At 75.5% G+C, this 12,389-nt stretch carries 11 protein-coding genes and 2 pseudogenes; 2 read left to right on the top strand and 11 right to left on the bottom strand.

Annotated elements, in window-relative coordinates:
* Positions 1–15: 15 nt before the first annotated feature.
* From ACQ95T_RS04860 to ACQ95T_RS04810, 11 genes and pseudogenes are all read right to left on the bottom strand, one after another.
* Positions 16–905 (bottom strand): annotated as a pseudogene (locus ACQ95T_RS04860) (sulfite exporter TauE/SafE family protein).
* Between the two features lie 31 nt (positions 906–936).
* Positions 937–1,556 (bottom strand): annotated as a pseudogene (locus ACQ95T_RS04855) (rhodanese-like domain-containing protein).
* Between the two features lie 154 nt (positions 1,557–1,710).
* The gene (locus ACQ95T_RS04850) at positions 1,711–3,117 is read right to left on the bottom strand and encodes an MBL fold metallo-hydrolase (RefSeq protein WP_425939814.1); all 1,407 of its coding nucleotides are present in this window, start codon (positions 3,115–3,117) and stop codon (positions 1,711–1,713) included.
* 84 nt (positions 3,118–3,201) lie between these two features.
* Positions 3,202–5,307 (bottom strand): penicillin-binding protein 2, encoded by a 2,106-nt coding sequence (mrdA, locus tag ACQ95T_RS04845; protein WP_425939812.1) that lies wholly within the window; start codon positions 5,305–5,307, stop codon positions 3,202–3,204.
* Positions 5,304–5,846 (bottom strand): rod shape-determining protein MreD, encoded by a 543-nt coding sequence (locus tag ACQ95T_RS04840; RefSeq protein WP_425939810.1) that lies wholly within the window; start codon positions 5,844–5,846, stop codon positions 5,304–5,306. Before ACQ95T_RS04840 ends, mrdA begins: the two co-directional genes overlap by 4 nt.
* Entirely contained in the window at positions 5,843–6,658 is an 816-nt protein-coding gene (gene mreC / locus ACQ95T_RS04835) for a rod shape-determining protein MreC (protein WP_425939809.1), read from the bottom strand. Before mreC ends, ACQ95T_RS04840 begins: the two co-directional genes overlap by 4 nt.
* Positions 6,659–6,666: 8 nt before the next feature.
* Entirely contained in the window at positions 6,667–7,722 is a 1,056-nt protein-coding gene (locus ACQ95T_RS04830; protein WP_425939807.1) for a rod shape-determining protein, read from the bottom strand.
* 34 nt (positions 7,723–7,756) lie between these two features.
* A complete protein-coding gene (locus ACQ95T_RS04825) occupies positions 7,757–8,878 on the bottom strand; it encodes a sucrase ferredoxin (RefSeq protein WP_425939805.1) in 1,122 nt (373 codons plus the stop codon).
* A gap of 5 nt (positions 8,879–8,883) precedes the next feature.
* Positions 8,884–9,321: a nucleoside-diphosphate kinase gene (ndk, locus tag ACQ95T_RS04820; protein WP_425939803.1), complete on the bottom strand. Its 438-nt coding sequence runs from the start codon at positions 9,319–9,321 to the stop codon at positions 8,884–8,886.
* A gap of 41 nt (positions 9,322–9,362) precedes the next feature.
* A complete protein-coding gene (locus ACQ95T_RS04815) occupies positions 9,363–10,193 on the bottom strand; it encodes an undecaprenyl-diphosphate phosphatase (RefSeq protein WP_425939801.1) in 831 nt (276 codons plus the stop codon).
* Between the two features lie 148 nt (positions 10,194–10,341).
* The gene (locus ACQ95T_RS04810; RefSeq protein ID WP_425939799.1) at positions 10,342–10,761 is read right to left on the bottom strand and encodes a DUF4233 domain-containing protein; all 420 of its coding nucleotides are present in this window, start codon (positions 10,759–10,761) and stop codon (positions 10,342–10,344) included.
* Between the two features lie 159 nt (positions 10,762–10,920).
* Between ACQ95T_RS04810 and ACQ95T_RS04805 the strand changes: the two genes are divergently transcribed.
* Together ACQ95T_RS04805 and ACQ95T_RS04800 are read left to right on the top strand one after the other, a co-directional pair.
* Positions 10,921–11,532 carry a DUF3105 domain-containing protein gene (locus tag ACQ95T_RS04805; RefSeq protein ID WP_425939798.1) on the top strand — a complete coding sequence of 204 codons (612 nt, stop codon included), beginning with the start codon at positions 10,921–10,923 and terminating at the stop codon, positions 11,530–11,532.
* Positions 11,529–12,365, top strand: coding sequence for a DUF305 domain-containing protein (locus ACQ95T_RS04800; protein WP_425939796.1), 837 nt, complete (start codon positions 11,529–11,531; stop codon positions 12,363–12,365). Before ACQ95T_RS04805 ends, ACQ95T_RS04800 begins: the two co-directional genes overlap by 4 nt.
* Positions 12,366–12,389 lie beyond the last annotated feature (24 nt).

Raw genomic sequence — 12,389 nt, 5'->3', positions numbered from 1 at the left:
CTATCGGTCGGCCCCTCAGGTCCCGGCCGTCGCCGCCGGCCGCTCGCCCAGCCAGCGGCGCACGGGGCAGGACGGGGTCGCGAACCAGCACACCACGGCGGCCAGCGCGGCCAGAGCGGCCGCCGCGCCCAGCCACAGGCCGTAGGGCGAGGGCAGCTCCTGGGCCAGGATGAAGAAGGCCATGGCCAGCACGAAGACGCCGAAACCCTTGCGCAGCACCAGCTCGGGGATGACGCCCGCGAGCCGGGCCCCGGCGAAGGAGCCGACCACCGCGGCGGCCGTCACCCCCAGCACGAGCGGCCAGTCGAGCTGGACGCTGGTCAGGTAGCCCGCCAGCCCGGCGAAGGACTTCATCGCGATGACGAGCAGCGAGGTGGCCACGGCCACCGGCATCGGCAGCCCGCCGAGCAGGGCCAGCGCCGGGACGACGAGGAACCCTCCCCCGGCCCCGACGATGCCGGTGACCAGGCCCACGACCAGGCCCTCGACGACGACCTTGCCCACGGGCAGCTCACCGGTCGTCGGCCCGCCCCCGCCTGCTCGCTGCGGCCGCGGATCATCGCCACGGCCGTCGCCAGCATCATCAGCGCGAACGCGATCATGAGGACCTGACCGGGGACGTAGCCGCCCAGGACCCCGCCGGCGAACGCGCCCGCCATCCCCGCGGCGCCGAAGACCAGGCCCGTGCGCCACCGCACCCGCCCCTTCCGGGCGTGGCTGACCACGCTCACCGCCGAGGTGACCCCGACGACGAACAACGACGCCGCGATCGCCTCCTTGGCCTCCATCCCGGCCACGTAAGCCAGGATCGGCACGGTCAGGATCGAGCCGCCCCCGCCGAGCAGGCCGAGCGAGATGCCGATGACGACGGACAGCAGCAGCGTGATCGCGAGGATGGCGGACACGAGTTCCTCCTGGTGGACGGGCGGGTGGACGTCAGTCGACGGTGGGCAGCTGCCCGATGGCCTCGTGGGCCTGCGGGTCCTGGGCGCCGCGGTTCCACGGCATCCTCGCCAGGGCCGAGCCCATCGCGCAGGTGTTGCTGGCGGCCGAGAAGGCCAGACCGGCGCCCACGGCCCCGGCGACGAGGCGCAGCTTGGGCGAGACCAGCTCACCGGCGAGCCAGACCGGTCGTCACCAGGAGCAGACAGACCGGTCGTCACCAGGGTGCCGGCGACCATGCGGACCTGGCGGTCCATGGCCCAGCGCTGCTCGCCGCGCACGACGTCGCCGCCCGCGGCGGCGAAGGCGGGGGCACCGCCGTCGAGGACGAGGGCGGAGTCCATGCCGACCTCGTGCAGGCGCACGCGGGCCTGCTCGGCCCGGACGCCGGAGTGGCAGACGAGGACGACGCGGCGGCCGACCCGCTGGGCGACGTCCTGGGTGTGTTCGGCCAGCAGCGGCAGCGGGACGTTGTAGGAGCCGCGGATGTGCAGGGACTCGAACTCGGCCGCCGAGCGCACGTCGATGACGACGACGTCGTCGTGCCGCTCGATCCACGCCTTGAGGGTGTCGGCGTCGATGACGGTCGTGGGGGTGTCCAGGGTGGTGCTCACGAAGATCCTTCCGTCGGCCCGGCAGCGGCGCCGCCCGGGTCGGGGTGTTCTGGGCGTCGTCCCGACGTGCCGGACCCGGCCGGGAGGGTTCTCCCGGCCGGGTCGGCGGCCGGCGGGACGGGTCGAGGGGCGTGCGGTCAGAAGGGGGGCCGGGTCAGCCGCCCACCGGGGCGCGGCGGGACTGCTCCTGCAGCCACCCGGCGTAGCTGCCCTCCAGCTCGACCACGTCGAACCCGGCGCGGCGCAGGGCGGAGGCGGCGACGCTGTTGCGCAGGCCGGACTGGCAGAAGGTCACGATGCGGCCCTCGCCGGGCAGCCGGTCGGTGTGCCAGAGCACCCGGCCGGCGGAGAGCTGCTCGGCGCCGGGGATCGTGCCCTCGCTGTGCTCGGTCCGGTTGCGCACGTCGAGCAGGAGCGCGTACGGCATACCGTCCAGGTCCGCCGGGGCGACCGTCGCGGGCTTCTCGAGCGGGAGGCCGTCCAGGGAGGTGACGTAGCCGGTCACGTCGTCGACACCGACCCGCACCAGGTGGTCCCAGACGTCCTGGGCGGTCTCCTGGTCGGGGGCCAGCAGCACGAGCGGACGGGAGTCCTTCTCCGGGTCGTAGGCCCAGCCGCCGTAGGTGGCGGCCTTGTCGGGCGCCGGGATGGACAGCGAGCCGGGCACGGCGCCGCCGTGGACCTCCTCGACGGGGCGGGTGTCCACGAGGGTGATCGTGTCTCCCTCGAGGCCGGCGCGGACGGCGTCGGTGGTCAGCTCGGCGAGCGGGGCGCGCTCGCCCATCACGGCCGGGCCCAGCTTGTTCTCCCGCTTCATCCGCCCGAAGTAGGCGTGGGCGTCGGGCTGCCCGTCGAGCAGCTCGTCGACGAATCCCTGCTCGTCGTCCGTCGCCAGGTAGGGGGCCCACCAGGCGTAGAGCCGCTCGTAGCCGACCGTGGTCGACGGCAGCGCGCCCAGCGCCTTGCCGCAGGCCGAGCCGGCACCGTGCGCCGGGTAGACCTGGACGTGGTCGGGCAGGGTGAGGAAGGAGTCCTTGAGCGAGCCGAAGAGCTGCTTGGCCCCGACGAACCGGGTGTCGACGCCGCCGGCGGCCTCGTCGAGCAGGTCGGGACGGCCGAGGTCCCCGGAGAAGACGAAGTCGCCGGAGAGCAGGTAGCCGGGCTGGTCGGTGAAGGCGCCGTCGGTCACGAGGAACACCAGGTGCTCCGGGGTGTGACCGGGGGTGTGGAGGGCCTTGACGGTGATGTTGCCGAGGGTGATGGTGTCGCCGTGGTGCAGGCGGGTGCCCTCGAAGCCGTACTGCCAGTCCTCGCCACCCTCGCCGGAGACGTAGATCTGGGCTCCGGTGGCCGCGGCCAGCTCGCGGGTGCCGGACAGGTAGTCGGCGTGGATGTGGGTCTCGGTGACCGCCACGATCTTCATGCCGTTCTTGGCGGCGAGGTCGAGGTAGACCTGGATGTCGCGACGGGCGTCGACGACGACCGCCTCGCCCTTGGCCTGGCAGCCGATGACGTAGCTGGCCTGGGAGAGGTCCTCGTCGTAGATGCGCTCGAGCAGCATGCGTTCACTCCTTGTGAGGGGGGTGGGTGTGCGATGTCACAAATATACCCCCAGGGGTATGCGTCCTGCAACTTGGGGGACGCGTCACCCGTCCTCGCGCAGGCGCAGGGTCTCCCAGATCCGGCGGGCCGCCGGGGCTGCGGCGTCACCGCCGAGCCCGCCCTCCTCGACGAGCACGACGACGACGTACCGGGGGTCCTGGACGGGGCCGTAGGAGGCGAACCAGCTCGTGGCCGTCTGCCCGAGAACCTCGGCCGACCCGGTCTTACCCGCCACCGGCAGGTCCTCGTGCGGCCAGCCGCGGAAGGCCTGGGCTGCGGTGCCGCGCACGGTCACGCCGGCCAGCCCGGCACGGACCACGGCGAGGTCCTCGGCGGGGACGGAGACGGCGCCGACCTGCTCGGGGTCGATCTCGCGGAGCACCTCGCCGTCGGTCGCGGAGACGGACGCGGCCACCCGCGGGGCGACGAGCCGGCCGCCGTTGGCCACGGCCGCGTAGCCGACCGCCAGCTGGAGGGGGGTGACCGAGACGTCACCCTGCCCGATGGACAGGTTGACCGCGTCCCCCGGGCGCCACTGCCAGCCGTCGGCGCAGCTCTCGACCGCCAGCTGCTCGAGGAACTCCCGGCGTTCGCGGTCGGCGACCTCCGGGTAGCCGTCCTCGGCGCGACGGCACGACTCCTCCCGGGTGGCCTCCCAGTACTCCCGCTTCCAGGCCCGGGAGGGCAGCGTCCCGGGAGCCTCCCCCGGCAGGTCGACGCCGGTGGGCCGGCCCAGGCCGAACCCGCGGGCCACGGCCAGGAACCTGTCCTCCGCGTCGGCGACGGCCTCACCGTCGCCCCCCGGCGCGGGTCCGAGCCCGCCGAGCTGCTGCCAGTGCTCGTAGGCCCACCGGTAGAAGGTCGTGTCGCAGGAGACCTCGAGCACCTCGGGCAGGGTCAGGCGGCCGAACTCCTCGGACTCGTAGTTGGTGAACCGCTGCCCGGCGATGGTCACCGCCCCGGGGCAGGCGTGCCGCGCCCCGGGGTCGACACCCGTCTGCAGGGCCGCGAGGAGGGTGAAGGCCTTGAACGTCGAGGCCGGAGGGAAGGTGCGGGCCAGCACGCGGTCGACGAGGGGGGCGCCCTGCTCGGGGTCCACGAGCGCCTGGTAGTCGGCCGTGGACAGGTCGCCGGTCCACACCGAGGGGTCGTAGGTCGGCCAGCTCGCGGCGGCCAGCACCGCCCCGTCCCGGGGATCCATGACGACCGCCGCCGCCGACCGGGCGGGGGCGCCGTCGTCGCGGGCCTGCTCGACCGTGTCCGCGAGCGCCTGCTCGGCGGCGGCCTGCACGGCCGTGTCCAGGTGCGTGCGCAGGTCGGACCCCGGCGACGGATCGGTGCGGGCCAGCTGGCCGGTGACCACGCCCCGGGCGTCGACGGCCACGGTGGTGCGCCCCGGGGTGCCGCGCAGGACGTCGTCGTAGGCGGCCTCCAGGCCGGCCCGGCCGACGCGGTCGTCGGCCCCGACGCCGCCGTCGGAGGCCTCGACCTCCTCCTGCGTCGGGCGGCCGAGGTAGCCCAGGACGTGCGCGGCCGAGATCCCCTCCGGGGCGGGGTGGTCGCGCACCGGCACGGTCCGCACGTCGATGCCGGGGAAGTCCTCGGGCCGTTCCAGGAGCGCCAGCGCCGCAACCGGGTCGACGTCGTGGGCGAGGGGCACGGGCTGGTAGGGCGACCCGGAGAAGCAGGCCGGGACCGGGGGGGCGTCGGCGGTGCCGCACAGGCGCGTGCGTCCCCACAGCTGGTCGGCGGGCAGGTCCAGCGCCCGTGCGACGTCGAGGACGAGCGCGCGGCCCTCGTCCTCGGCCTCCAGGAGCCGGGCGGGGTCCACGGTGACGACGGTCGACGGGGCGTTGCCGACGAGCGGGGTGCCGTCGGCCGCGAGGATCCGGCCGCGCACCGCCGGGACGTGCAGCTCCCGGGTGCTGACCGCCGCGGCCTCGGCCGCCTCCTGCGGGGCGGCGAGCTGCAGCTGGGCCAGCCGCAGCAGGAGCACCACCCCCAGGAGGACCACGACGAGGGCGAGCACCCAGACGCCGACGGTCGTCGGCGGGCGCCGGACCCGGGGGGTGCTGACCTGCGGCCGGGGCACGGGGACGAGCGGCCGGTGGCGACGGAGGCCCTCGGCCGGGCGGTCCCCCGTGCTCACCGGCGCCCCCCGGCACGCCCGGGTCCCAGGCGTCGCTCGAGCGCCAGCAGCGCGGGGACCAGCCCCAGGGCCAGGACGGCGGTCCAGCCCCAGGACGCCAGCAGGTCACCGACCCGGACGGTGCCCCACCCGGCCGCGGCGGCCACCCAGCGGACCGCCGGTGGCACGGCCGCGGCGAGCACCGCGAGCACCCACGGGACCACCGGGGACAGGGCGGCCGCGGGCCGGGCCAGGCCCGAGAGGGCACCCACGGAGGCGAGCACGAGGGCGGTGCCGCCGGCCGGTGCGGCGCCGGGCGGCACGAGGTCGACAAGCCAACCGCCGGCGAGCCCGACGAGGACCCCGGTGGCGGGGCCGCGGGCCAGCGCCGCGGCGACGACCACGAGCACCACCAGGTCGGGCCGTGGCCCGCCGGACGGCCAGGTCGAGGACAGCAGGGCCGCTGCCACGAGCAGCGCCGCGCGCACGGGCACGACCAGCCCGCGAGGTGCGGCGCGGTCGCTCCCCGACCGGCCACGGGCACCGCCCGCGCTCCTCACGGCGCCTGCCCCTCCCCCTCGGGCAGGACGACCGCGACGAGGTCGAGGGTGTCCGTGTCCACGTGGGGACGCACGACCGCCGTGCTGCCCAGCTGTCCGCGGTCGGGGTCGGGCGCGCGGACGACCCCGAGCGCGACGCCGGCGACGTACGGCCGGTCGTCCGGGCTGCCCAGCGTGGTCACCTCGTCGCCGACCCGGGGCACGGTGTCCCCCAGCGCGGTGAGCGTGAGCTCGCCCTGCCCCCGGGGCGGCAGGCCGGGCGGTGGCTCGGCGGCGACGCTGCCCAGGGCACCGTCGGTGCCGTAGCGCACCCCGACGACGACGCCGGCGTCCCCGACCAGGAGCACGTCCGCCGAGCTGCCGGCGACCCGCAGCACCCGCCCCACCAGCCCGTCGGCCGCGACGACCGTCAGGTCCGGCGACACCCCGTCGTCGGCGCCGACGTCGATGGTCACGGTCCGGCCGGCGACCGGGGAGGTGCCCGGGGAGAACCCGACGACCCGGGCCGGCAGGAGCCGGTGCCCGTCGTCGACGACCCGGTCGTCCAGGGCGCCCAGCTGCTCGTGGCGGCGGACCTGCTCACGCAGCCGGGCGACCTCGGCGGCGAGGGCGTCCCGCTCGGCGGTGAGCGCGCGCACCCGGCCCTCGTCCCAGCCGGTCAGCGCCTGCCGCACCGGTGCGGTGACGTCGGCGACGACGCCCCGGGCGGGGTCGAGCACCTGCGGACGGGCCACGTCGACGACGACCGCGCCGGCGGTGAGCAGGGCGGCGACGAGCGCGGTGACGTACAGGGGGCGCCGGCGGGACCGCATACCTCGGCTCATGCCCCGGGGGCCCTGGCCAGCACCCGGCGCAGGACGGCCAGGTCGTCGACGCAGGCCCCGGCGCCGCGCACGACGGCGTGCCGGGGCTCCTCGGCGACCCGGACGGGGACGCCGAGCTCGTGGCGGAGGCGTTCGGCCCAGCCCCGCAGCAGGGCACCACCACCGGTGAGGACGACGCCGGAGGACAGCAGGTCGCCGGCGAGCTCTGGAGGGCACACGTCGAGCACCTGCCGGACCACCTCGACGACCTGCACGGTGACCGGTTCGATCATCCGTCGCACCTGGGTGCTGCCCAGCTCCACGGTGCGGGGCAGGCCGGTGCCCAGGTCCCGCCCCCGCACCCGGGTGGTCAGCTCGGTGGCGGGCGGCCACACGGAGCCCACCCGGTGGACGACGTCGGTGGCGGTGCGCTCACCCAGGAGCAGGTCGTAGGTCTGGCGGACGCCGCGGACGACCGCCTCCTCGACCTCGTCCCCTCCGATCCGTGCGCTGCGGGCGTTGACCACGCCGCCGAGGCTGAGCACGGCCACGTCGGTGGTGCCGCCGCCGATGTCGACGACCATCGAGGCACGCGCCTCCTGCACCGGCAGCCCCGCCCCGATCGCGGCGGCGACGACCTCCTCGATCACGTGCACCGAGCGGGCCCCGCAGCGCAGCGCCGCGTCCTCCAGCGCCCGGCGCTCAACCCCGGTGACGGCGGAGGGGACGCAGACGACGACCCGGGGGCGGACCAGCCGACCCGGGCGGGCCCGGTCGACGAAGTGGCGCAGCATCTGCTCGGCGACCTCGGCGTCGGCGATGACCCCGTCGGAGAGCGGCCGCACGGTGAGCACGCCCTGGGGGGTGCGTCCGTGCATCCGCAGGGCGTCCTCGCCGGCGGCGACCAGCCGTCCGGTCGTGCCGTCCACCGCCACGACGGTGGGCTCGTCCAGCACGACGCCGCGCCCGCGCACGTGCACCTGCGTCGTGGCGGTGCCCAGGTCGACCGCCAGGTCGCGACCGGGCGCCCAGCGCCGCCGCGTGCGGGGCGTCGGGTCGGCGGCGGTGCTCACCGTTGGATCGTAGACAGCGCGGCCGCCGGTCCGGTCAGCCGGCGTCGGGGCGGTCGAGGACGCGCACCGGGCCGGGTACGGGGACCTGGGACACCTTGGCCACCCCGGACCGGCAGGTCAGCTGGGCGGCGGGACGGCGGTGCTCGCCGACGTCGACCTGCACCCGGCGCCCGTCGGGCAGGCGCAGCGTCACCCGGTGGGCCTCGACGTCGTCACCGACCGGCTCCACGGGCAGGCTCCCCTCCACCTCGACGGTGCCCCACGGCAGCGGGCCGAGCTGCTCGTGCACGGCGACGAGCGCCGCCTGGACCGGGCGGGGCTGACCGGTGACCCCGCGCAGGTGGGCGGTCTGCGGACGACCCTCCAGGTGGGCCTGCACGACGTCGGCGGCCGTGGGGGTGTCCAGCCCGCCGTAGGTGGCGCCGTCGGGCAGCAGCACCACGTTGGCGGCGAAGCGGTCTCCGCCGGTGTGCGTGCACTCCCAGACCTGCTCGGGCCAGCGGCGCGCCAGGTCGAGGGCCACCGGGCGGCCGCGCAGCGCGCAGCAGACGTCCTTGCGGCCGTGGGTGCAGACGAGCACCAGCGGCTCCTCGTCGTCGGTGTCCTTGTCGTCGTCCTCCTCCACGGGCGAGGGGGTGGTGGCAGGCGTGGTGGAGGTGGCAGGCGTGGTGGAGGTGGGAGCGGCGGTGGCGGTGGGCGAGGAGGTCACCGTGGCGGTGGAGGTCGCCGTGGCGTCCTCGGCGGCGGCGTGCAGCTCCTCCACCCGCTCGACCGCCGCGAGCAGCTCGGCCGGGTAGGCCCACGTCCCCCAGGTCACCCGGTGACCCCTGCGCGCCGAGGGGTCGACGACGCACCAGGCGCGCGACAGGCACACCGCCGAGCTGTGCCGACCGGGACGGCGGATGAGCATGATCCGTGCCCCCGCCGCCTCCGCGCGCCGGATCACCTCCGCCTTCACGTCCTCCTGCAGGCTCAGCGCGGGGAACCCCTCGAAGGCCCAGCCGCCCTCCTGCTCCACGAGCAGGAACCGTCGCTGCGGCGGTGCCGTGCCCAGCATCGGGTCCTGCCGCTCCCGCGCTGCGTCGCTGCACCGGGCACCGGAGAGGTCGAGGTCGGCCAGCGTCTCGGACGACGACTCGGAGGAGGGGGCGGACACGTCGCTCAGACCGGCTCGGGGAACCAGATGCCGATCTCGCGGGCGGCCGACTCCGGGGAGTCCGAGCCGTGCACGATGTTCTGCTGGACCTTGACGCCCCAGTCGCGTCCCAGGTCCCCGCGGATCGTGCCGGGCGCGGCGGCGGTCGGGTCGGTCGCGCCGGCGAGCGAGCGGAACCCGGCGATGCACCCGTGCCCCTCGACGACGACCGCGGTCACCGGGCCCGAGGACATGAACTCCAGCAGCGGCTCGTAGAACGGCTTGCCCTCGTGCTCGGCGTAGTGGGCGGCCAGCTGCTCCTGCGTGGCAGTCAGCACGGCGAGCGCCGCCAGCCTGTAGCCCTTGGCCTCGATCCGGCGCAGCACCTCCCCGGTGAGGCCGCGACGGTAGCCGTCGGGCTTGACGAGGACGAGGGAGCGTTCGGTCTGGGGAGTCTGGGTCACGGGGCCAGCCTAACGTCGGCCCGCCGCGGCCCCGGCCCCCGTCAGGGCTCCAGGACGCCCGTGCCCAGGAGGGCGAAGAGCACGAGCGCCAGCACGATCCGGTAGACCATGAACGGGGTGAAGGTGTGCGTGGTGATGTACCGCATGAACCAGGCGATCACGGCATACCCCACGCCGAAGGCGATGAGCGTGGCGACGACGATCGGCCCCCAGGCGGTGCCGGAGCCGACGGCGTCGCCGGTGAACACCTTGACCAGCTGCAGGCCGCCGGAGGCGAGCACGGCCGGGATCGCGAGCAGGAAGGAGTAGCGGGCGGCGGCCTCGCGCGTGTAGCCCATGAACAGCCCGCCGGCGATCGTGCCGCCGCTGCGGGAGACGCCGGGCACGAGCGCCAGCGCCTGCCAGAAGCCGAACGCCAGGCCGTGGCGCCAGGTGAGCTCGTGCAGCTCGCGCCGCTGACGTCCCACCCGTTCGGCGGCCAGGATGACGAAGGCGAAGACGAGCAGCATGGTCGCGGTGATCCACAGGCTGCGCAGGTCGGTCTCGATCCGCTCCTGGAACAGCAGCCCCAGGACGCCGATGGGGATCGTGCCGAGGATGACCCACCAGCCCAGGAGCGCGTCGGGGTCGTTGCGGGGCACCCGTCCCAGCAGGGAGGCCGTCCAGCGCCGCAGGATCCGGGCGATGTCGCGGCGGAAGTAGATGAGGACCGCCGCCTCGGTGCCCAGCTGGCTGATCGCGGTGAACGCGGCTCCGGGGTCGTCCACGCCCAGGAACCGCCCGGCGATCGAGATGTGCGCGCTGGAGGAGATCGGGAGGAACTCGGTCAGCCCCTGGACCAGGCCCAGGACGATCGCGGTCAGCAGGTCCACAGGTGCTCCTGGCGCGTGCGGGGGTGGGTGCTCGGGGACGTCGGGGTATGCGGTGCCCGCGGCGGTCGCGCGGGGACCGGGCTCGTCGGGCTCGTCGGGCTAACCGGGCTCGTCGGGCTCGTCGGGCTCGTCGGGCTCGTCGGCGGGATCATCCGTCGAGACCCTCGGCCTCGGCGGCCCAGCGGGCCCGGTCGGCGTCGATCCGCTGGCCCTGGGTCAGGCACAGCCACCACAACCCTCCGAAGAGGACGGCCACGACGGCCATCGCGGGCAGCACGAGGGCGCTGGCCAGGGTGAGCAGCTGGCAGAGCCAACCCAGCCAGACGCCCGCCCGGGAGCGCAGCGCGCCGGACGCCAGCAGGCACAGCAGGGCCAGCGCGATCCCGCCCACGAGGAGCACGACCGGGTCGGCGAAGGCGTCCCCGCCGGTGACCCGCGCGAGCTGCCAGACCACCAGGGCGCCGAAGAAGACCGACACCGACTGCGCCACGAGGGCGGCCCCGCAGAGACGGCGGGTCATCGGGCCGGGCACGGGCGGGCGCAGCAGGCTGGGTCGGGGGGAGGTCACCGGGAGATTGTCCCAGAGGTGGACGACCGCACCGTGCAGGCCGTTGTCAGTCGGACCACCTACCCTGGGAGCCGACAGAGTGACAGCCAGACAGCGGACAGCCCGACGACCGCACAGCCGACCCGACAGCCCGACCCGCGCCGAGCAGGAGCGACCACCGTGCCCCGACCCGACCGCAGCACCTCCCCTGACCGCGCCACGAAGGTGGCCAAGATCCAGAAGGCCACCGCCTCGGCCGAGCGTCGCCGCGGCGCGATCATCTGGGGCTCTGCGGCCCTGGTGGTCGCTCTCATCGTCGGCGCCGTGACCTGGGCCATCGTCGGAGACCGGCTGCCGGTGCAGTCCTACGACTACCAGGCCGCCGACCACACCAACGAGCCGGTGGAGTACGAGGAGTCGCCCCCGGTCGGCGGTCCGCACCACCCGGCGTGGTGGGACTGCGGCGTCTACCCCGACCCGGTGCCCGCCGAGCACGCGGTGCACTCCTTGGAGCACGGTGCGGTGTGGCTGACCTACTCCCCCGACCTGCCGGCCGACCAGGTCGAGGTGCTCACCGACCTGGGCGGGCAGGACTACATGCTCGTCTCGCCCGACCCGGAGCAGGACGCCCCGGTCGTGGCGACGGCCTGGGGGCACCAGATGACGCTGGAGGAGGCCGACCGCGCGGACCTGACCCGCTTCATCGGCGAGTACAAGCAGGGGCCGCAGACCCCCGAGCCCGGGGCCGCCTGCACCGGAGGCACCACCGAGAACCTGGTGGCCGGCTCGTGAGCACCCCCGTCGGCCCGGACGACCAGGGCGGGCGTGCGGGCGCAGACGGCCGTGCGGCGGTGGGTGGAGGCGTGGCCGCCCCCGCACCCGCGGACGGCCGCGCGGCCGCCCGCGAGCGCTGGCGCACGTTCGGAGCACCGGCGCTGGCCGCCGTGACGGTGGCCGCCCTGTGCCTGGGCGTGCTGCTGGGCTGGCTGGCCTTCGGCGCGGGTCGTCCCGGCGAGGGGAGCGCCGACGCCGGGTTCGCCCGGGACATGAGCGAGCACCACGCCCAGGCCGTGCAGATGTCGCAGCTGGTGATGCAGCGCACCGACGACGAGGACGTGCGACGACTGGCCGTGGACATCGACAACAACCAGAACTTCGAGCGCGGGCAGATGGCGTCGTGGCTGGCCGACTGGGACCTGCCGCGCGCCCGTACCGACGAGCGGATGGCCTGGATGCGCGACCACGGGGAGGGTCACGACACCGCAGATCTGCCCGCCGGGGTCCCGATGCCGGGGATGGCCTCCCCCAGCGAGATCGAGGCGCTCACCGCCGCCGAGGGGCGCGAGGCGGAGGTGCTCTACCTCCAGCTGATGACCACCCACCACATCGCCGGGGTGGAGATGGCGCAGGCGGCCCTCGACCTGGCCTCGGACGAGGACGTGCGCGCCGCCGCCCAGCGCATGGTCGACGCCCAGTCGGGCGAGATCGCCCTGATGACGGACATGCTGTCGGAGCGGGACGCCGAGCCGCGCGAGGACGTCTCCGCGTGGCTGGGGGAGGCCGCCGGCGGTGGGACGGGGCGCGATGCAGCCACCGACGACGCGGACCACGGCGAGGACCACTGACGCAGAGCCGAGAGGCTGGGAGCC

Origin of the sequence: Ornithinimicrobium carbonis, assembly GCF_050703245.1 — a bacterium.
Lineage (GTDB): Bacteria > Actinomycetota > Actinomycetes > Actinomycetales > Dermatophilaceae > Ornithinicoccus.
This window is presented reverse-complemented; position numbering and strand designations above follow the sequence as displayed.

Excerpts from the sequence above, each read along its gene's own strand:
- ACQ95T_RS04850 (WP_425939814.1), bottom strand. The coding sequence starts at position 3,117 with ATGCTGCTCGAGCGCATCTACGACGAGGACCTCTCCCAGGCCAGCTAC.
- mreC (WP_425939809.1), bottom strand. The coding sequence starts at position 6,658 with ATGCGGTCCCGCCGGCGCCCCCTGTACGTCACCGCGCTCGTCGCCGCC.